General features: G+C 71.3%; 18 protein-coding genes and 2 pseudogenes. 12 read left to right on the top strand and 8 right to left on the bottom strand.

The features are described from left to right. Positions 1 to 63: 63 nt before the first annotated feature. From BM536_RS16950 to BM536_RS16940, 3 genes are all read right to left on the bottom strand, one after another. Positions 64 to 1,401: an ABC transporter substrate-binding protein gene (locus tag BM536_RS16950; protein WP_073494624.1), complete on the bottom strand. Its 1,338-nt coding sequence runs from the start codon at positions 1,399 to 1,401 to the stop codon at positions 64 to 66. Between the two features lie 89 nt (positions 1,402 to 1,490). Continuing rightward, a complete protein-coding gene (locus BM536_RS16945; protein ID WP_073494622.1) occupies positions 1,491 to 2,438 on the bottom strand; it encodes a carbohydrate ABC transporter permease in 948 nt (315 codons plus the stop codon). 4 nt (positions 2,439 to 2,442) lie between these two features. Then, positions 2,443 to 3,369, bottom strand: coding sequence for a carbohydrate ABC transporter permease (locus BM536_RS16940; RefSeq protein WP_073494620.1), 927 nt, complete (start codon positions 3,367 to 3,369; stop codon positions 2,443 to 2,445). Positions 3,370 to 3,716: 347 nt separating this feature from the next. On the opposite strand from BM536_RS16940, the gene BM536_RS16935 reads away from it, so the two are divergent. Further along, positions 3,717 to 4,721 carry a LacI family DNA-binding transcriptional regulator gene (locus tag BM536_RS16935; protein ID WP_170109918.1) on the top strand — a complete coding sequence of 335 codons (1,005 nt, stop codon included), beginning with the start codon at positions 3,717 to 3,719 and terminating at the stop codon, positions 4,719 to 4,721. A 218-nt stretch (positions 4,722 to 4,939) separates the two neighbouring features. On the opposite strand, the gene BM536_RS16930 is transcribed toward BM536_RS16935, so the two are convergent. Next, the gene (locus tag BM536_RS16930) at positions 4,940 to 5,608 is read right to left on the bottom strand and encodes a lysophospholipid acyltransferase family protein (protein ID WP_094103087.1); all 669 of its coding nucleotides are present in this window, start codon (positions 5,606 to 5,608) and stop codon (positions 4,940 to 4,942) included. Between the two features lie 228 nt (positions 5,609 to 5,836). Here BM536_RS16930 and BM536_RS16925 point away from each other — a divergent pair, with 228 nt between their 5' ends. From BM536_RS16925 to BM536_RS16890, 8 genes and pseudogenes are all read left to right on the top strand, one after another. Further along, on the top strand, positions 5,837 to 6,013 hold the full coding sequence (locus BM536_RS16925) for a hypothetical protein (RefSeq protein ID WP_170109917.1): 177 nt from the start codon (positions 5,837 to 5,839) through the stop codon (positions 6,011 to 6,013). A gap of 669 nt (positions 6,014 to 6,682) precedes the next feature. Beyond that, positions 6,683 to 7,000, top strand: coding sequence for a hypothetical protein (locus BM536_RS16920; protein ID WP_073494618.1), 318 nt, complete (start codon positions 6,683 to 6,685; stop codon positions 6,998 to 7,000). A gap of 250 nt (positions 7,001 to 7,250) precedes the next feature. Next, a complete protein-coding gene (locus BM536_RS16915) occupies positions 7,251 to 7,598 on the top strand; it encodes a PRC-barrel domain containing protein (protein ID WP_245873525.1) in 348 nt (115 codons plus the stop codon). A 123-nt stretch (positions 7,599 to 7,721) separates the two neighbouring features. Then, positions 7,722 to 9,361, top strand: a pseudogene (pgm, locus tag BM536_RS16910) (phosphoglucomutase (alpha-D-glucose-1,6-bisphosphate-dependent)). A 389-nt stretch (positions 9,362 to 9,750) separates the two neighbouring features. After that, the gene (locus BM536_RS16905; RefSeq protein WP_094103085.1) at positions 9,751 to 10,578 is read left to right on the top strand and encodes a PP2C family protein-serine/threonine phosphatase; all 828 of its coding nucleotides are present in this window, start codon (positions 9,751 to 9,753) and stop codon (positions 10,576 to 10,578) included. A 460-nt stretch (positions 10,579 to 11,038) separates the two neighbouring features. Further along, the gene (locus BM536_RS16900; RefSeq protein ID WP_211362890.1) at positions 11,039 to 12,046 is read left to right on the top strand and encodes an MASE1 domain-containing protein; all 1,008 of its coding nucleotides are present in this window, start codon (positions 11,039 to 11,041) and stop codon (positions 12,044 to 12,046) included. A gap of 93 nt (positions 12,047 to 12,139) precedes the next feature. Continuing rightward, entirely contained in the window at positions 12,140 to 12,937 is a 798-nt protein-coding gene (locus BM536_RS16895; RefSeq protein ID WP_073494612.1) for a VOC family protein, read from the top strand. Between the two features lie 30 nt (positions 12,938 to 12,967). Further along, on the top strand, positions 12,968 to 13,702 hold the full coding sequence (locus tag BM536_RS16890) for a ribonuclease H family protein (RefSeq protein WP_094103084.1): 735 nt from the start codon (positions 12,968 to 12,970) through the stop codon (positions 13,700 to 13,702). A 45-nt stretch (positions 13,703 to 13,747) separates the two neighbouring features. On the opposite strand, the gene BM536_RS16885 is transcribed toward BM536_RS16890, so the two are convergent. The 3 genes from BM536_RS16885 to melC1 form a co-directional block, all read right to left on the bottom strand. Then, positions 13,748 to 14,200, bottom strand: a complete 453-nt coding sequence (locus BM536_RS16885; protein WP_073494610.1) for an SRPBCC family protein — start codon at positions 14,198 to 14,200, stop codon at positions 13,748 to 13,750. A 76-nt stretch (positions 14,201 to 14,276) separates the two neighbouring features. Beyond that, positions 14,277 to 15,101: a tyrosinase MelC2 gene (gene melC2, locus BM536_RS16880; protein ID WP_073494608.1), complete on the bottom strand. Its 825-nt coding sequence runs from the start codon at positions 15,099 to 15,101 to the stop codon at positions 14,277 to 14,279. A 33-nt stretch (positions 15,102 to 15,134) separates the two neighbouring features. Further along, a complete protein-coding gene (melC1, locus tag BM536_RS16875; protein WP_073494606.1) occupies positions 15,135 to 15,530 on the bottom strand; it encodes an apotyrosinase chaperone MelC1 in 396 nt (131 codons plus the stop codon). 355 nt (positions 15,531 to 15,885) lie between these two features. Between melC1 and BM536_RS16870 the strand changes: the two are divergent. From BM536_RS16870 to BM536_RS16860, 3 genes and pseudogenes are all read left to right on the top strand, one after another. After that, positions 15,886 to 17,123: pseudogene (locus tag BM536_RS16870) on the top strand (FAD-dependent monooxygenase). Positions 17,124 to 17,289: 166 nt separating this feature from the next. After that, entirely contained in the window at positions 17,290 to 18,273 is a 984-nt protein-coding gene (locus tag BM536_RS16865) for an aldo/keto reductase (protein ID WP_094103083.1), read from the top strand. An 82-nt stretch (positions 18,274 to 18,355) separates the two neighbouring features. Further along, positions 18,356 to 18,850, top strand: a complete 495-nt coding sequence (locus tag BM536_RS16860) for a DUF6328 family protein (protein ID WP_094103082.1) — start codon at positions 18,356 to 18,358, stop codon at positions 18,848 to 18,850. A 74-nt stretch (positions 18,851 to 18,924) separates the two neighbouring features. Here BM536_RS16860 and BM536_RS16855 read toward each other — a convergent pair whose 3' ends face one another. After that, positions 18,925 to 19,962, bottom strand: a complete 1,038-nt coding sequence (locus BM536_RS16855) for a hypothetical protein (RefSeq protein WP_211362889.1) — start codon at positions 19,960 to 19,962, stop codon at positions 18,925 to 18,927. Positions 19,963 to 20,059: the final 97 nt, after the last annotated feature.

Here is a 20,059-nt window from a genome sequence, read left to right as displayed (position 1 = left end):
TCCGGGGTGTGGTGCACGGGGCGGCGCGGACATCGCCCGCGCCGCCCATCGTCTGTCGCTGTCCTACTTCTCGACGGTGAAGCCCTGCTCCTCGCCGTACTTCACCGAGGCGTCCTGCCACGACTTCAGACCGTCCGACAGCTTCGTGCCGGAGACGTAGGCCTTGCCCACGGTGTCGTTGAAGATCGAGTTGGCGTACTGCTGGAACGGCAGGTACGACCAGTCGTCGGCGACGTTCGCGGCGGAGTCGGCGAAGATCTTGTTCGCCTCCTGGCCACCGAAGTACTCGAACTTGGTGCTCTGGAACTCGGAGGACTGCAGCTCCGCCGTGGTCGCCGGGAAGGCACCCTGCTTGACGCGGGTCTGCACGCCGTCACCGGAGTTCGCGTACTCGACGAAGGCGTACGCGAGTTCCTTGTTCTTGCCGAGCGAGGGCAGGGTCAGCGAGCTGCCGCCGTTCTCCGCGCTGGCCTTCTCGCCCTTGGTCCACGCCGGCATGGGGGCCGCGCGCCAGTCGCCGGCCGCGTTCGGCACACCGGTGGCGAAGTTGGCGGGCATCCAGGCGCCGCTGGTCAGTGTGGCGATGGTGCCGTCGCCCAGGCCCTTGTACCAGTCGTCGGTCCAGCCGTTGATCGGCGAGACGAGCTTCTCGTCGATGAGCTTCTGCCAGGTGTCCGTGTACTTCTTGGCACCCGCGTCGGCGAAGTCGATCTTCACGTTGGTGCCGTCGACCTGGTAGGGCCGCGAACCGGCCTGCCACAGCATGCTGGTGGTGAAGCCCGCGTCACCGGCGTCGTTGGCGATGTAGACCTTGGGGTCGGCCTTGTGCAGGGCCCGCGCGGCATCGACGTACTCGTCCCACGTGGTGGGGACGGCGATCTTGTACTTGTCGAAGACCTTCTTGTTGTAGAACATCGCCATGGGGCCGGAGTCCATCGGCAGGCCGTAGACCGCCTTGTCCTCGCTGACGGCGTTCCACGGACCCGGCGTGTACTTGGACGCCAGCTTGTCGGCGCCGAAGGGGGCCAGGTCCGAGAGGCCCTTGGTGAGGGCGTACTGGCTCACCGCGAAGTACTCGACCTGCGCGACGTCCGGGACGCCCTTCTCGGCCGAGATCGCGTTCGACAGCGCGGTGTAGTGCTTGTCGCCGGACCGCTCGCTGACGAGGTTGATCTTGACCTTCGGGTACTTCTTCTGGAAGTCGGCGGCGACCGTCTTCAGCGTGGGCTCCCAGGACCACACCGTCACCGTGCCGCCCTTCTTCAGGGCCGCCTGGATGTCCGAGGCGGAGACCGCCTTGCCGGCGGAGTCGTCGTCCGAGCCGCCGCAGGCGGTGGCGCCCAGGGCGAGCGTGGACAGGAGGGCGATGCCGCGAAGCAGGCGGCTGGTCTTTCTGCGCATGGAGGTGCTTCCACTTCTTCGTGGGCGGGACGGGGTGAGGGTGGTGGTGCGCGGTGTGGGGCTGAGGGGACGGCCGCTGGGCCGAGGGGTCACTCCTTGACGCTGCCCGCGGCGAGACCCGACTGCCAGTACTTCTGGAGCAGCAGGAACGCGGCGATGAGCGGCAGGATGGTGAGCAGCGAACCGGTGATCACCAGGTTGAAGATGACGTCGCCGCCGATGGTCTCGGCCTGGGAGTTCCACACGCTCAGTCCGAGCGTCAGCGGATACCAGTCCGAGTCCTTGAGCATGATCAGCGGCAGGAAGTAGTTGTTCCAGGTGGCGACCGTGGTGAACAGCAGCACCGTCACGATGCCCGGGGCGAGCAGCGGCAGGGCGACGGTGAAGAAGATCCGCGCCTCGCCGGCCCCGTCGATGCGGGCGGCCTCGAGCAGTTCGGTGGGGATCGCCTCGGTGGCGAACACCCACATCAGGTACAGGCCGAACGGCGAGACCAGCGAGGGGATGATCACGGCCCACGGGGTGTCGGTCAGACCCATCTTGCTGAACATCAGGAAGGTGGGCACCGCCAGGGCCGTACCGGGGACCGCGACCGCGCCGATGACCGTGGCGAAGATGCCGCGCTTGCCGGGGAAGTCGAACTTCGCCAGCGCGTAACCGCCGAGCACCGCGAGGAAGGTGGCCCCGCCGGCGCCCAGCACCACGTACATCAGGGTGTTCAGCAGCCAGCGCGTGAACACGCCGTCGTCGTAGGTGAACGTGTCACGGATGTTGTCCCACAGCGCGAAGTCGTCGGCGAACCACATCCCGGACGAGTCGGCCAGACCCGTCTGCGTCTTGGTGGCGTTGATGGCCAGCCAGATCAGCGGTACGACGGTGTAGATGACGATCAGCGAGGTCAGCACCGTCAGCAGCACGCTGCGCCTGGGCTTTCCGGCGGAGGGCTTGCCCGGCTTGCGCAGCCGCGGGGTGTTCCGGCCGGGACCTGAGGTCTTCGCGGGTACGGACGGGGAGGCGGTGGTGAGAGGGCTGCTCATCGGGTCACGCTCCCTTGCGCATGCCGCGCAGCTGCACGACGTAGGCGATCACCATCGTGATCAGGCCCATGATGATGGCCACCGTCGCGGAGTAGTTGTGCTGCTGGCCGTTGAAGGACAGCGAGTACGTGTAGAAGTTCGGCGTGTAGTCGGTGGTGATGGCGTTGCGGGCCAGCGGCCGCAGGATGTTCGGCTCGTTGAACAGCTGGAAGCTGCCGATGATCGAGAAGATCGTCGCGATGACGAGGGCGCCCCGGATGGCGGGCAACTTGATCGCCGTGATCACGCGGATCTGTCCGGCGCCGTCGATCTCCGCCGCCTCGTACAGCGAGTGCGGGATGACGCGCAGCGCCGAGTAGAAGATCAGCATGTTGTAGCCGACGAACTCCCAGGTGACGATGTTGCCGATCGACGCCAGCACCAGGTCGGGGGAGAGCGGGTCGGGCAGCGAGACGCCGAACGCCTCGTTGACGTCACCGACCAGGCCGTACTTCGTGCCGTACATGAAGCCCCACATGAGGGTGGCGACCACGGCGGGCACCGCGTACGGCAGGAAGATCGTGATGCGGAAGAAGCTCTTGCCGTAGAGCCGGCCGCTGTCCAGCGCCAGCGCCACCAGCAGGGCGATGCCCAGCATGATCGGCACCTGGATGGCCAGGAACAGCGACACCCGCCCGAGCGCGCCCCAGAACTGGTCGTCCTTCAGCGCCTGCGTGTAGTTGTCGAAGCCGACGAACTGCGTGCCGCCGATGAGCTGGTCACGGAAGAGGCTGAGGTAGATCGAATACGCGATCGGGGCCAGGAAGACCAGGGCGAATACGGCCACGAAGGGACCGATGAAGCCCCAGCCCATCCAGGAGCGGCGGTCCCGGTTCGCCGGAGGGGGCGCCGGCCGCGGCTCGGCGGCCACCGGCGGTTGCAGCGTCGTCATGTCGTTCCTCGCTCATCCAGTCCTGGAACCCGCGGTGTCGCGCCGACGTGCCGTGCGCACCGCCACGATGTTTACGCAAACATCAGCCACCGCGAAGAGGCGGTGGGCTGTTATGTTTACGTAAACATCTGATGGCGGCATGTCTACACTGCCCCGATAACCATGGTCAAGGGTCATCTGCGGAGACCCTGAAAGCTACGGCGACAGAAAGATGGGGGCAACGCGTGGAGATGGCTGAAAGAGCCCCGGCGAACGGAACCGGGACGGCCATGGGCCCGGCCGGGGGTGCTCAAGGCCCGGACGGCGCGGTACGCCGGGCTCGCGGCCGGGGCCGCACCACCGCCTCGATGGCGGACGTGGCACGCCTCGCCGGGGTGTCCTCGCAGACGGTGTCCCGGGTCTCCAACGGTTACGCCGGTGTGAACGAGGAAACCCGGCAGCAGGTGCTCGCCGCCATGAAGGAGCTGGGCTACCGGCCCAACAGCGCGGCCCGCGCCCTCAAGCGCGGAGAGTTCCGCACCATAGGCGTGATCACCTTCACGCTGTCCACGACCGGCAACGTACGCACCCTGGAAGCCATCGCGACCTCCGCCGCCGCCGAGGGGTACGCGGTGACGCTGCTGCCGGTCGCCGTGCCCACGACGGACGAGGTGCGCGGCGCGTTCTCCCGCCTCGAGGAACTCGCCGTCGACGCGGTCATCGTCATCATGGAGGTCCACCTGCTGGACGCGGCGACCGTCACCCTGCCGCCGCACGTCCAGGTCGTGGTCGTCGACTCCGACGCCGGCAGCCACTACACCGTCGTCGACACCGACCAGTCCGGCGGCACCCGCACGGCCGTCCAACACCTCCTGGACCTGGGCCACCTGACGGTGTATCACCTCGCGGGGCCCGAGGACTCCTTCGCCGCCCAGCGCCGCGCCGACGCCTGGCGCGGAGCACTCACCGACGCGGGCCGCCCCACGCCGCCCGTCGTCCGCGGCGACTGGTCGGCCGAATCCGGCTACCACGCCGGTCTAGAACTCGCCGCCCAAGAGGACTGCACCGCCGTTTTCGCGGCCAACGACCAGATGGCCCTCGGCCTGCTGCGCGCCCTGCACGAGCGCGGCCGGCGCGTCCCCGAGGACGTCAGCGTGATCGGCTTCGACGACATCCCCGAGGCGGGCTCCTTCCTGCCCCCGCTGACCACCCTCCACCAGGATTTCGCCGAGGTCGGCCGTCTCTGCGTGCAGGCCGTACTCCGCAAGATGCGCCGCGACGGCCCCCAACGCGGCACGACCCTGGTCCCCACTCGCCTGGTCCTGCGCGACAGCACGGCGCCACCGCCGGGGGGCGGTCGGCGGGAGAGCTGAGGTCGAGGGGGCGGAGGTGCCGTCGGCGGGCTGGGGACGCCCTGCCCGCGGCGGCACGGTTCCCGGGGGTGGTAGGGGAGGGCGGTCGGCGATGCCCCTGGCCGGGGCGCCATCCGCGGCGCGTGCGGCGACTCGGGCGCGTGAGGCGAGGCGCACGTCGCCGGCGGCCGCGGACTCGGCGACCTGAGCCCCCGCCCCGGGTCCGCCGGGATCGCTCCCTACACCAGCCGCAGTTCCACGTCCCGTTCGCCCACCGCTCGGGCCGCCGTGCGCCAGGCGACCGTGACGGCGGTGCGGGCGGCCACCGTGCCGGTGTGGGCCTCCGCGGGGAGTCGTTGCGGGGCGCCGACGTGGACGTGGCAGCGGGGACGGCGTACCGGGGCGGTGAGGGCGCCCGCCAGCTGCTTGGCGGTCGAGCCCGAGGTGATCCGCCGGGCACCGGCGTGACCCACCGGCACCACCAGCGCGCCGGAGACCTGCGCCAGCCGGGCCAGTCCGGTGCGGAACGCCTCCGGCGGGCCGGGCGCGGCGTCCCTGCGGTCCGGCAGCCCGCCCTCGCCGTAGAGCAGGACGTGCCGTCCCCCGGCGAGGGCATCGGCGGCGGCGTCGAGGGCGTACGCGGCGCGTGCCGAGCGGCGGTGGACGGGGATATGGCCCTCGCGGGCCAGAGCCCGCCCGAGCACGGGCACCCGCCAGAGCCCCGCGGTCGCCATCACCACCGGCTCCACGCCGAGCCCGCGCAGCGCGGCCAGCACGACCGCGGGGTCGGCCAGGGAGTCGTGGTTCGCCGCGAAGATGGTCCCCGCGGAGAGGCGCATCCTGAGTTCGCTGGTCACGGTCAGGCGTCCGAACAAGGGCACCAGGACGGAGGCGGCACGGGTCAGCACGGAGGGCCCTTTCCGGTCGGGGAGGGTGAGTGGGCCCAGTCTGGTGGCGGCACGGCGACCGCGCCTGAGTACGCCTACTCAGACACCCGTACGACCTCCGTGGGGTTCCGCGTGGTTCGCGGTGTCCCGGCCCGGACGGGGCATCAGGAAGGCGACCGACCCCGACGAGCCGACCTCCGCATCCCACGACACCACCCGCACCCAATTGCCCCCGAAGGGACGCACATCGTGCTGGCCATCATCGCGGCGGTGGGGTTCTTCATCGCCTTCCTGATCAACGCGGCGGAGATCTCGACCAACGACACCTTCACCTCCACCAACATCATGCTGCTCGGTCTGACCCTGCTCGCCCTCCGTCTCGGCGGGATCGGCGCGGGCTGGTCGGCGCGCGGCCGCAGACGCTGAAACCGAGCGCGGGCCCGGCCCCGCCGACCGCGTGGAGCGGGCCGCCCCGATGTGCCGGGGCGGCCGCTCGGGCGTGTGCGCGGGCGGTCGGAAGGTGCGGCTCCCGCGGTCGAGGCGGCGGTGTCCCGGACGCCGTCTCCCCCCGCGTCCTCTCCGGACCAGCGGGGGCGTCGCCGGACCGCCCGGTGACGGTCAGGGACGGCTCGGCGGTGCGCGGGCCGGGAATGCCGTACCGGTCGGGACCGATGAAGCGGTCGCCCCGGAGGGCAGGAGGCCCCAGGTGCACGGCAGGTCGAGCCGCTCCGGGAGGCGGCGTCGATGAAGGGGACGGGGGACGGGGGGACGGCGGGGACAGGGGCGGTGAGGACGGTGACGGGCACGGTGACGTCGAAGGGTCGAAGTGTCGAAGTGGCCAGCGTGAGTGGGCGTGGCGAGAGGCGGGCAGGGGCGGGATCGCGGTGATCGGCCAGGGCGGCGACGGCCCGGCCGCTCGCCGCGTCACGGGAGCCGTCCCGGCCGCTCGCCGCGTCATGGGCACCGCCCCGGCCGGCACCTGTCAGGTGTGGCTCGACCTCCGCGCAACGCCCCGCCATCCGGCGGGTTCCGCCGCTTTTTCCCATGGCTGCGGGGAGTCGGGGTAGGCGGGAGAGAACCCAGGAAAGGATCGTCATGACGACCTACGTGATCAGCGTTCCCGGCACCTTCACCACCGACGTCGACGCGGACACCCGGTCCCGGATCAGCCGCTCCCTGAGTCCGGCCGACCCGCACCGCACGCAGATGGGGAACAGCGAGGACCTCGACACCCTCTCGCTGAACGACGACGACACGTTCACCATCCGGCTCACCGTGGAGGCGGACACCGCGCCGCACGCAGAGGAGAGCGCACGACTGCTCGCTCAGTCGGCCCTGCGCGAGTCCGGCCTGGACGAGAGCGACGCCCCGCTGGGGCCGGCGGCGGTCACCGGCATCGACTCCGACGTCTGATCCCGGCCGCGGGAGAACGGGAGACGCGGGGAACCGCTTCCGGAAACGCCTCGGCGGAAACTTCGGCAACCGTTGCCGAATCGCTCACGCGAGCAGAGCGGGCGAAAACAGCGAAGCCGTTCTCCGAAACGCCTGCCGCGAGCCACACCGGGCACACGCAGAAGCACACAGCACAGAAGCACACGGCACAGAGCACACAGCACACAGCACAGAAGCGCAGAGCGCAGAAACAAACCCCATGGAGGACACCGTGAGCGAGTACCGAGGGCACAGCGTCCCGACCGCCGGGCACACGCCGGACGACGACCTGACCGGATACCAGGTGGACGGCACGGACGGCCATGTGGGCAAGGTCAGCAAGTACACCAAGGACCTCGGCCGGCTGCACATGGTGGTGCACACCGGGATCTGGTTCCTCGGCAAGGACGTGGTGCTCCCGGCGGACTCCGTCATGGGCATCGACCACGAGGCCCGCATCGTGCAGGTCTCCCGGACGAAGGACGAGGTGCGGTCGGCTCCCGTCTTCGACGTGGACAGGTTCCTGGGCGACCCCCGCCACCGTGACCAGCTCGGCGGCCGGCACGGTTCGGGACACTGATCCGCGCCGCCCCGCGCGCCGCCCCGCCCCCCGCCGCGGACCGGGGCCCCCTCGCGGACCGGCCTCCTGACGAGGAAAGATAAGACGGCGAGCGACGGATCAACCTATGCGGAGGAACGGACCATGCAGCACGAACGAGCGGGTCGCCGGCCGGCCCCGAGGACCTCGTCGACGTGGCCCGACTGGTCACCGCGTACTACGCGCTGCACCCCGACCCCGCCGACCCGGCGCAGCGGGTGGCGTTCGGCACGTCCGGGCACCGCGGCTCCTCCCTGAACACGGCGTTCAACGAGGACCACATCGCGGCGACCAGCCAGGCCATCTGCGAGTACCGCGGCGCGCAGGGCACCGACGGCCCCCTCTTCCTGGGCGCCGACAGCCACGCCCTGTCCGAGCCCGCCCGGGTCACGGCGCTGGAGGTGTTCGCCGCCAACGACGTGAGCGTGCTCATCGACAGTGCCGACGGCTACACGCCGACCCCGGCCGTCTCGCACGCCATCCTCGTCCACAACCGGGGCCGGACCACGGGCCTCGCGGACGGCGTGGTCGTCACCCCCTCGCACAACCCGCCCGGTGACGGCGGGTTCAAGTACAACCCGCCCAGCGGCGGCCCGGCGGGCTCCGACGCCACCTCCTGGATCCAGGACCGCGCCAACGAGATCATCGCGGCCGGCCTGAAGGACGTACGCCGCGTCCCCTACCGCAAGGCGCTCGCCGCCCCCGGCACCGGCCGTCACGACTTCCTCGGTGCCTACGTCGCCGATCTGCCGGCCGTCCTGGACCTGGACGCGATCCGCGCCGCGGGCGTCCGCATCGGCGCCGATCCGCTCGGCGGGGCCTCGGTCGCCTACTGGGGCCGGATCGCCGAGGAGCACCGTCTCGACCTGACCGTGGTCAACCCGCTCACGGACCCCACCTGGCGGTTCATGACGCTGGACTGGGACGGCAAGATCCGCATGGACTGCTCGTCGCCGTACGCGATGGCCTCGCTCATCGGCCGGCGAGACCGGTTCGACATCGCCACGGGCAACGACGCCGACGCCGACCGGCACGGCATCGTCACCCCGGACGCGGGCCTGATGAACCCCAACCACTACCTGGCCGCCGCCATCTCCTACCTCTACGCCCACCGCGAGCAGTGGCCGGCCGGTACCGGGATCGGCAAGACCCTGGTGTCGTCCTCCATGATCGACCGGGTGGCCGCCGACCTGGGCCGCCGTCTCGTCGAGGTGCCCGTCGGCTTCAAGTGGTTCGTGGACGGACTGGTCGACGGTTCGCTCGGCTTCGGCGGGGAGGAGTCGGCAGGCGCGTCCTTCCTGCGCCGCGACGGCTCGGTGTGGACCACCGACAAGGACGGCATCATCCTGGCGCTGCTCGCTTCCGAGATCACCGCCGTCACCGGAAAGACGCCGTCGGAGCACTACGCGGCCCTGACGGCACGTTTCGGTGAGCCGGCGTACGCCCGTATCGACGCGCCCGCCACCCGCGAGGAGAAGGCCCTGCTCGCCAAGCTCTCGCCCGCGCAGGTCACCGCGGACACCCTGGCGGGGGAACCGGTCACCGGCGTCCTCACCGAGGCACCCGGCAACGGCGCGGCCATCGGCGGCATCAAGGTGACCACCGAGAACGCCTGGTTCGCGGCCCGCCCCTCCGGCACGGAGGACGTGTACAAGATCTACGGCGAGTCGTTCCTGGGCCCCGACCACCTGCGCCAGGTGCAGGAGGAGGCCAGGGACGTGGTGATGACGGCCCTCGGCGGCTGACGCACAGGCCCACGCAGCCTCGTGCTGCGGCATCGGGCGACGGTGCAGCGAGCGGAACGCGCCGTCGCCCGAGCCCCGGCCACATGTGCCGTCCCTCCCGCTCCGGCCCTCGATGGCAGCCCGGACCGGGAGCCGCAGCCACACGTCCCGTCCCTCCCGCTCCGGCCCTCGATGGCAGCCCGGACCGGCTTGCGCCTCTCGTGCACCCGGCGTGGAAGCCGCCGCAGGCCGTGCGCGCACGCCTGCGAGCCACGACCACGACCGGTCCCCTGGTCATTGCCCCGGACGGTTCCGGACCGTCAGCGTTGATGGATATGTCGGTATCATCCAGTAAACGTAAAACGCGAGGTTCGCCCCGAAGGGGGTACCGTCCTCTCCGGAGTGAGGCCATGTCCCGCAAGCGCCCGATGGACGACGGCGACGAGCTGCTGGCCAGGCTCGGTTCGCTCACCGCCCAGGCGCGCGAACGGGCGGAGCTGCAACGTTCCCGCGTCGAACTGGCCATCGCCCTCCAGCGCGGCATGCTCCCCAGGGACCTGCCCACCGCGTCCGGCTACCGGATCGCCGTCCGCTACGCGCCTGCGTTCCACGGCCTCAACGTGGGCGGTGACTGGTACGACGCCTTCCGGATGTCCGACGGCCGTATCGCCCTGTCCATCGGTGACGTCCAGGGCCACAACATCGAGGCGACCGCCTTCATGGGCCAGGTCCGCGTCGGCCTGCGCGCCCTCGCCTCCGTCACCAGCGAGCCCGGTGAACTCCTCGCCCTGACCAACGATCTGCTGATCTCCCTCGGCGGTGAACTCTTCGCCACCTGCACCTTCATGCGCCTCGACCCGGCGACCGGCGTACTGGAGAGCGCCCGGGCCGGTCACATCCCGTGCGTGTGGGCCACCGCGGACGGCAGGTCCGGCGTGGCCGAGGACGAGGGCGGACCACCGCTCGGCGTCCAGGAGGGGATGGAGTACCCGGTCACCCGCTACCGGCTCACCCAGGGCGGGGTGTTCGTGCTGCTCACCGACGGCGTCGTGGAAGGGCCGTCGATGAGCGTCGAGGAGGGCCTGGACCAGGTGGTGCGCCTCGCGGGCATCGCCGCAGTCGCCGGCCTGGAGGCCCATGCCCTCGCCACCGCCGTGATGAAGGGCGCCGAGCGCGTCGGGCACGAGGACGACGCGGCCGTCCTGGTCGTCGGGCACGACGGCACGCGCGCCGGGTAGGGGACGGCGGGGCCTTGGTCGAGGTGGCGGCCCGTGCGGCTGTGGGGCCGAGCGGTGATCGTGGTCGTCGGGCACGAGGACGACGCGGCCGTCCTGGTCGTCGGGCACGACAGCACGCGCGCCGGGTAGGGGACGGCGGGGCCCGGGTCGAGGCGGCGGCCCCTACCGCCATGAGGCCGAGCGCCGTGCTGGTCGTCGGGCACGGCCGGGTAGGGGGCGGGCGGAGCCCTGGTCGAGGAGGCGGGCCCGTACAGCCATGGGGCCGAGCGGCCGTCCCGGTCGACGCGCACGTCGGGGCACTGCGCCACGCGCGCCGGGTAGAGACCGGCGGGGCCCTGGTCGACCCGGCACGTGCGCCGGGTAGGGGACCGGCGGGGCCCTGGTCGATGCGGCGACCCGTTCAGCCATAGGGCCGGTCCGTCCGCCTCCCGCCTCGCCGTCGGCACCGGCCCGGTGTCTGATGGCTGCTGTGGTGGGCACCAGCGATCTGCGTCGGCCGGCCGTCCTCGCCGCGGAGACGGCGGCGGTCGCGGTCGGCTACTACGCGGCCGGAAAGCTGGGCCTGCTGCGTCAGCTCGTCGTCGAGGGCGCGATCTTCACCCCCATCTGGCCGCCCTCGGGCGTCGCCGTGGCCTGCCTGCTGATCCTGGGGCTCCGCTGCTGGGCGGGCATCGCCCTCGGGGCGCTGCTCGTCATCCTGTCGCTCACCTCGCTCAGCCCGTCCGTCGTCTTCAACCTGGCGGGCAACACCGCAGCCCCCGTCTGCGCCTACCTCATGCTGCGCAGGGTGGGCTTCCGCAACGACCTCGCCCGCCTACGCGACGGTCTCGCCCTGGTGTTCCTCGGGGCGCTGACCGCGATGCTGCTCAGCTCGACGGTGGGCGTCGGCGTCCTCTTCATCACCGACCAGCTGCCCGCACACGCCTTCTGGCCCGTCTGGCTGGCCTGGTGGGTCGGCGACGCGATGGGCGTCCTCATCGTCACGCCCGTCCTGCTCGTCGTGCACGCCGCCCGCCGACCGCCGCCCCTTACCCGCTGGAAGGAGGCCGTGAGCCTGGCCGTCATCGCCCTCGCGCTCATCCCCCTGGCCACCAACAGCCACGTCAGCCTGCTCTTCCTCGTCTACCCGCTGCTGATCTGGACGGCCCTGCGCTTCCAGCTCGCCGGCAGCATGCTGTGCGCCCTGGTCACCTCGGTCCTGGCCACCGTCGCGGCCACCGACGGGGTGGGCCCCTTCGCCGGGCTGACCCGCGTCGAGGTCATGAGCAAACTCCAGGCCTTCAACGGCACGATGGCCCTGACCGCCCTGCTGCTCTCGGCCGTCATCACCGAACAGCGCAACACGCGCCGCTCGGTGGAACAGGCCTGTCAGGAACTGGTCGAGGTCCTGGAGCACCTCACCGCGGGCGAGGCCCCCTACGGCAGGACCCCGAAGGACACGGAGGACGGTCCGCCCGGCGGCACATAGGGCCTGGCCGATGCTCGGCGCGCGACGGGTCGGCCGGGTGACTAGCGTGAGGAACCGGACACCCGACAGCTCTCACCGGAAAGGGCCGCGACCATGGCCGTGCAACCCGAGGGAACCCCTTGCTGGGCCGACGCGATGTTCAGTGACGTGGAAGGGGCCAAGCGCTTCTACGGCGACGTCCTCGGCTGGACCTTCGGCGAGTCGTCGTCGGAGTACGGCAACTACACCCAGGCCTACGCGGACGGCAAGGCGGTCGCCGCCGTCGTACCGCCGATGCCCGGACAGGAGGGCCAGTCCGCCTGGTGCCTCTATCTCGCCGCCGAGGACGCCGCCGGCACCGCGGCGAGGATCCGCGAGAACGGCGGCGAGGTGCTGATGGGGCCGATGCGGGTCGGCGAGTTCGGCACCATGTGCCTGGCCCGCGAACCCGGTGGCGCCGTGTTCGGCGTGTGGCAGGCGGGCAGCCACGAGGGCTTCGACGCGATGGGCGTGCCCGGCGCGTACGCCTGGGCGGAGGTCTTCACCCGCGAGCCGGAGAAGGCCGACACCTTCTTCTCCGCCGTCTACGGGTACGGACAGAAGCAGATGGAGGACGAGGGGGGCGACTTCCGCCTCTACGACCTGGGCGAGGACCCCGTCCTCGGCCGGATGGAGATGGGCGACGACTTCCCGCCCCAGGTCCCGTCCTACGTCAACGTCTACTTCACCGTCCCCGACTGCGACGAGGCCGTCGCCAAGGCCACCGAACTCGGCGGCCGGCTCAGGTTGGGCCCGATGGGTACGCCGTTCGGCCGGTTCGCCGCCCTCACCGACCCGCAGGGGGCGGACTTCTCGGTGATCGACGTCACCACCACCGAGGGCGAGATGCCGCAGACCAGGGACGTCGTCTAGGCCTGGGCGGGCGCACCGCCGGGCCATGGCATGATCGTGCGCATGCGTGAACGAGTGGTGGCCGCGTGCGACGGGGCCTCGAAGGGAAACCCCGGTCCTGCGGGCTGGGCCTGGGTGATCTCCGACGCCTCCGAGGCCCCGGCCCGCTGGGAGGCGGGTCCGCTCGGCAGGGCCACCAACAACGTCGCCGAACTCACCGCCCTGGAACGCCTGCTGGCGGCCGTCGACGCCGACGTACCGCTGGAGATCCGCATGGACTCGCAGTACGCCATGAAGGCCGTCACCACCTGGCTGCCCGGCTGGAAGCGCAACGGCTGGAAGACCGCCGCTGGCAAGCCGGTCGCCAACCGGGAGTTGGTCGTGCGCATCGACGAACTGCTCGGCGGCCGCACGGTCGAGTTCCGTTACGTGCCCGCCCACCAGGTCGACGGCGACAGGCTGAACGACTTCGCGGACCGGGCCGCCAGTCAGGCGGCGATCGTGCAGGAGCCGGCGGGCAGCGCCCTCGGTTCGCCCGAGCCGCCGTCGGCCCCCCGACGTCCCGGCGAAGGCCGCAGTACGCCGCAAGGCAACGGCGGGAACGGCGCCGGAGGGGCCACCGGGGGCAATTCGGCCCGGCGGCCCGGCGGTTCGTCCGCCCGCACGATCAAGGCCAAGTTCCCCGGCCGCTGCGTGTGCGGGCGCCCCTACGCGCAGGGCGAGCCGATCGCCAAGAACGATCAGGGCTGGGGCCACCCGGAGTGCCGTACCGCGGCCGCCGGGTGACCTCGGCCCGTACGGCTGCCGTACGGGCCGAGGCGGTGGCGCCGGTCAGACGACCGCGCCGCGCCAGCCGCCGGTCTCGAGGCCGCGCTCCTCGATGAACTTCTTGAAGCGCTGGAGATCGCCCTTGGTCTGCCGCTTCACGAAGCCGAGTTTGTCGCCGACGGTCTCGGCGAGGCCCTCCGGCTCGAAGGCCATCTGGAGCATCACCTTCGTGTGCTCGTCGTCGAGCCGGTGGAAGGTCACCACGCCGGACTGCCGGGCCTCGCCGCTCACCGTCGTCCAGGCGACCCGCTCGTCCGGGATCTGCTCGGTGATCTCCGCGTCGAACTCCCGGTGCACCCCGTTCACGTCGGTGACCCAGTGGGTGAGTGTGTCGGAGCGCTGTTCGACGCGCTCCACCCCGTCCATGAACTCGGGGAACGTCTCGAACTGCGTCCACTGGTTGTAGGCGGTGTGCACCGGGACACCGACCTCGATGGATTCCTCGACCTGCGTCACGGTCGGTCTCCTCCTCGTTCTCCTCGGGTACGTGGCACCCGGGTACCCGAGGCCTCGGCGGCCAACCCGGCTTCTGTCAGGCGGTGTCGAAGGTGTAGTGCGGGGTGTGGTCGAGCAGGTCGGCCGGAGTGGTGTCGTTCCACGGCTTCATGGTCTCGCGCAGGTCCACCACGTCCGGCGTCCCCGCCGCCGGGAGATACCCGGCCTGCGGGTGCCGGCGCTGCCACTCCGCCCACAGCTTGTCTATGTAGGCGTGGTGCAGCCAGAACACCGGGTCGTTGGGGGAGACCCCGGTGGCCATCTGGCCGCCGACCCAGACGTGCACCCGGTTGTGCAGGTTGACGCCCCGCCACCCCTCCAGATGGTTGCGGAAACCGTCCGACCCGCTGTTCCACGGCGCCATGTCGTACGTCGACATCGCCAGCACCGAGTCGACCTCGGCCCGCGTCGGCAGCTCACGCACGCCGGTTCCGAGCGCGCGCCGCAGAAACGTCCGCCCGTCGACCCGCACCGTGATCGGCCAGTTGCCGGAAGAAGCGGCGAACGGGCCGTCCGTCACCTGCCCGTCCCGGCTGCGCCCGGTGCCGCCGAGGAAGTCCGGCGCCCACAGCGAGGATCGCGGCGACCGGTCGACGGACCAGTCCCAGTAGGGCAGCGCCACCGATGCGTCCACCGACTGGAGCGCCCGCTCGAACTCCAGCAGGAATCTGCGGTGCCAGGGGAGGAAGGACGGTGAACGGTGGCCGGTGCGCTCGCCGTTGTCGGTGTCGCCGATGATGAACGCGTTGTGCGTGGTGACGAAGGCGTCGTAGCGGCCGCTGCGCTTGAGTTCGAGGAGGGCGGCGACGAAACGGCGCTTCTCGTCGGCGGTCAGGGACGCCTGGTTCTTGCGGACGGTCATGTGCGTGGTGCTCCAAGTGTGCTTGCTGGTCGGTCAGTTGGTGGGGAACGGCAGTAGCCGTGCGCCCTGCAGTTCGTCGACCGCGGCGCGGGCGGCGGCCCGCGGGGACGGCACCGGGGCGTAGTGACTGACCACGCTGATCCAGCTGCCGTCGGCGTTGCGCATCACGTGCAGCTCCACACCGTCGACGAACACCGCGTAGCCACCGCCGTGGTGACCGCCGCCGTGGTGCCCGCCCCCGGCAGCGGGCCGGCCCTGTATCCGGCGTCCCTTGTAGACCTCGTCGAACGAGGCCGGGGAACCGGGGGAGTTTGGGGAGTCGGACGGGGTGGCGTGCATGGAGTGCGCCGCGGCCGTGCCGGTGGCGGTGGCGGCCGCGGCGAGGGCGGCCGCGGTGGTGAGTGCGCGACGTCGGCTGAGTTCCGGCATGCGGGACCTCCTGGGGTGCGTTCGGTTGACGACCCCGCATGCCTATCGGCCGACCGGAGGGCGGGAGAAATCCCACGGAACGGGTTGGCTGCGATCCGGACAATCGATAACAAGCCGTGCAATCTTAAATGAAGATGATCTTGCTCTCCGGTGCGGGCCCCGTCGAGCGGAACGGGCAATTCCTTGCCCTGGAAGGGGCCCTTTCGGTGATCTCTGGCGGGCGACGGCTCCGCCAGTGGTGTGGCTCACGTGGAGAAAGTGACGGAATTACGAAGAAGGGCCCACCGTGACCACCCCCGCCCGCTGCTACTGTGCGTCGTCAATCAGCCACAGTTCGTCATTTCTGGGGGTGTGCGTGAAGGTCGCCTGCGTCGGCGGCGGGCCCGCCGGCCTGTATCTCTCCATCCTGCTCAAGCGGCAGGACCCGTCCCACGACATCACCGTCCACGAACGCGACCCGGAGGGCTCGACCTACGGCTGGGGCGTCACGTACTGGCGCGGTCTCCTCGACGAACTCCACGCCCGCGACCCCGAGTCGGCGCGCGCCGTGGAGGAGCACTCGGTGCGCTGGAACCAGGGGGTCGCGCACGTACGGGACCTGGTGACCCGTCAGCCCGGCGACGCGGGCCACGGCATCGGCCGCCACAAACTGCTGGAGATCCTCACCGCACGCGCCCGCGCACTCGGCGTACGCCTGGAGTTCGAGCGCGAGATCACGCCCGACGAACTGCCCGAGGCGGACCTGGTCGTCGCGGCCGACGGCGTGCACAGCGCCCTGCGCACCCGTCACGCACAGCACTTCGGCGCCGCGCTCACGCCCGGCCGCAACCCCTACGTCTGGCTCGGCACCACCAAGGTCTTCGACTCCTTCACCTTCGCCTTCGTGGAGACCGGCCACGGCTGGATCTGGTGCTACGGCTATCCGTTCAGCGCCGATCGGAGCACCTGCGTCATCGAATGCGCCCCCGAAACCCGGACCGGTCTCGGCCTCGACCGGGCGAACGACGCGGACGGAACGGCACGGCTGGAGGGACTCTTCGCGCACATCCTCGACGGCCACCCCCTGATCGGCCGCGCCTCCGGCGACGGCGGCGCCCCCTGGCTGACCTTCCGCACCCTCACCAACCGCACCTGGTACCGGGACAACGTCGTCCTCCTCGGCGACGCCGCCCACACCACCCACTACTCCATGCGGCGCGAACCACCCTCGCCCTGGAGGACGCCTTCGCCCTCGCCGACGCCCTGCGGGAGTGCCCCGTCCTGCCGCAGGCCCTCGCCCGCTACGAGCGCGACCGTACGGCGGCCCTGCTGACCCCGCAGAGCGCCGCCCGCCACAGCGCCCAGTGGTACGAGAACCTCGCCCGCTACATCGACCTGCCGCCGGAGCAGATGTTCGCCCTGCTCGGGCAGCGCCACTCGCCCCTGCTGCCGTACGTCCCGCCCCAGCTGTACTACCGGCTCGACAAGGCCGCCGGGCGGCTGGAGTCCATGCGCAGGCTCAAGCGCTGGCTCGGACCGAGGCTCGCCAGGACCGCGCAGAGCGCACAGACCGCGAGAACCGCGCAGGCCGGGACCCCGGCCTCCCGGAAGTAGCGGACCGCCCGGCCGAGCGGGGAAGGGCCCGCACCGAGGAGATCGCCGACCGCCGCGGCCACGGTGCGGGCGGATCCGACCGGCCGGCCGCCGCGTGGACGAACCGCAGGTGGCGGGCCGGACCGGGCGGTTCCGCGCCCGGCCGGAACGATGACAGACTGCCCCCATGGACGAGCGCGAATTCGGCAGGTCTGGTCAGCACGCATCCGTCATCGGTCTCGGCACCTGGCAACTGGGCGCCGACTGGGGCGACGTCGACGACAAGGAGGCGCTGGCGGTGCTGGAGGCGGCCGCCGAGTCGGGCGTCACCTTCTTCGACACCGCCGACGTGTACGGCGACGGCCGCAGCGAGCAGACCATCGCCGGCTTCCTCGGCGGACGGCCCGACCTGCATGTACTGGTCGCCACGAAGATGGGCCGCCGCGTGGACCAGATCCCCGAGAACTACGTTCTCGACAACTTCCGCGCCTGGAACGACCGCTCCCGCCGCAACCTCGGCGTCGACCGCATCGACCTCGTGCAGCTGCACTGCCCGCCCACCCCCGTCTACTCCACGGACGAGGTCTTCGACGCCCTCGACACCCTGGTGGAGGAGGAGCGCATCGCCCACTACGGCGTCAGCGTGGAGACCTGCGCCGAGGCCCTCACGGCGATCGCCCGGCCGGGTGTGGCCAGCGTGCAGATCATCCTCAACCCGTTCCGCATGAAGCCGCTGTACGAGGTCCTCCCGGCGGCCCGCGAGGCCGGCGTCGGCATCATCGCGCGCGTTCCGCTCGCCTCCGGCCTGCTGTCCGGCAAGTACACCAAGGACACCGTCTTCCCGGAGAACGACCACCGCACCTACAACCGGCACGGCGAGTCCTTCGACCAGGGCGAGACGTTCTCCGGCGTCGACTACGCCACCGGCGTCGAGGCCGCCGCCGAGTTCTCCGCCCTCGCCCCCGAGGGCTGCACCCCGGCCCAGCTGGCGCTGCGCTGGATCGTCCAGCAGCCCGGCGTGACCACGGTGATCCCCGGCGCCCGCTCGCCCGAGCAGGCCCGCGCCAACGCGGCCGCCGCCCGCCTGCCCGAGCTGTCCGAGGAGACCCTGGCCGCGATCCGGGACCTCTACGAGCGGCGGATCAAGGAGCAGGTCGAGGGCCGCTGGTAGTCCGGCCCGCGATCAGCCGGAGAAAAACGCCGATCAGCGGGTACACGCCGGTGAGAACACGTAATCGAACCGGGGAGGACACGTGGCCACCGCAGTGGGGGACGAGCGTCGCAGAGGTCGCAACGAGACCGAGGAGGAGCGGGCCGACCGGATGTGGGGGGAGCTGATCCAGGAGGTCCGGGTCGCCCAGACAGGCGTCCAGATCCTCTTCGGCTTCCTGCTCACGGTCGTCTTCACCCCGCGCTACGCGAGCCTCGAGGACGTCGACCGGGCCATCTACATCGTCACGGTGGTGCTGGGCGCCTGCGCGACGGGCGCCCTCATCGGCCCGGTCTCCCTGCACCGGCTGGTCTCCGGGCGGCGGGTGAAGTCGCAGGCGGTCACCTGGGCCTCCCGGATGACGTTCGTCGGGCTGATGCTGCTGCTCGCCACGATGACCTCGGCACTGCTGCTGATACTGCGGGTGGCCACCCACGACGGCTATGTGCCGTACCTGGTGACCGGGGTGCTCGTGTGGTACCTGGTGTTCTGGTTCGGGGTTCCCCTGTGGACCCGGCGCCGCTACTCGTCCCGCTGAGAGGTCCACTTCCCGCGGCGGCGGGCGGGCGGGCCACTGGTACGGCCGCCCGTCCGCCGCCCGGCGCGCACGGCTCAGTCCGTGGCGCGGGCCCCGCGCAGGGCCGCGATGCAGCCGCCGATCGCCTGCTGGAGTTCCTCCAGCTGCTTGACCATGTCGTCCTCGTAGAAGTCCTGCGCGTCGTCGAAGGTCAGCTCCTCGAACACCTTCGTCGCCTTCTGGAGACCGCTGTAGAACTTCGTGCGCCGCTCCTGCACCCGCAGCTCGGGGTCGGCCTCCACGGCCTCCACGACGAGGGTCTTCAGCGTGTCGTACGCCTCCGTCGCCCACTCACCGGAGTCCTCGCCCTCCTCCAGCTCGTCGAGCAGGGACAGGTGCCGCTCGGCCTCCTGGCGCAGGTCGGCGGGCGCGTCCACGGTCTGCCCGGCGGGCGTCTTGATCCGACCCGACTCGGCGATCTGACGGACGTAGCCGATCCGGTCCGCGGAGCGGCTCTCGCTGGCGACGGCCTTCTTGAGGTCGTCGGTGCGCACCACGTCCCGCGCCAGCTCGCTCTGCAGCTCCGGGTCCTCCTTGATGCGGTCCAGGAGCGCGGCACGCGCCGCCCGCGCGGTCGACGGGTCGGCGAGGATCGCCGCGCGCAGGGCCGTCGGGTTCTCGGCCACCTCCAGCGCCTTGGTCGGCCGGATGCCCTCGGCCTCGGCGGCCTCGGCGATCGCGGTGCCGCGCTCGGAGGAGGCGCTGGAGCGCGACACGTAGTAGGTCAGCCATACGTCGGCGTCCGGCAGCTCGACCTCCTGTCCCGGCGCCAGTTCCTCGAAGTGCGGGACGAGACCGTCGTCGGCGGCCCGGTCCCAGGCCTTGTAGTGACGCATGACGCGCTCCGCGGAGCAGCCGGCCAGTTCGGCGAACTCCTTCGCCGACACCTTCGGCGTCTCCTGCGCGCTCTGCCCGCCCGGCCGGACGCTGCGCGCCACCATCAGCCCGAAGGCCCAGCCACCGGTCCGCGCGTACACGCCGAACTCGCGGGCGTCGCGCGCCACGAGGTCGGACAGCGGAGCGGGGGACGCCGCCGCGGCGGACGTCTCGGACGGGTCGATCGCTACGGTCACGGATGACTCTCCTGTGCAGACTGCGGGAACCGCACGCCCCGGAACGGGATGCGCGGTTCCCGCAGCCTAGGACAGGCAGGTGGGCGCCGCCCGTAAC

The sequence above is a fragment of the Streptomyces phaeoluteigriseus genome (assembly GCF_001896135.2).
GTDB lineage: Bacteria > Actinomycetota > Actinomycetes > Streptomycetales > Streptomycetaceae > Streptomyces > Streptomyces phaeoluteigriseus.
This window is presented reverse-complemented; position numbering and strand designations above follow the sequence as displayed.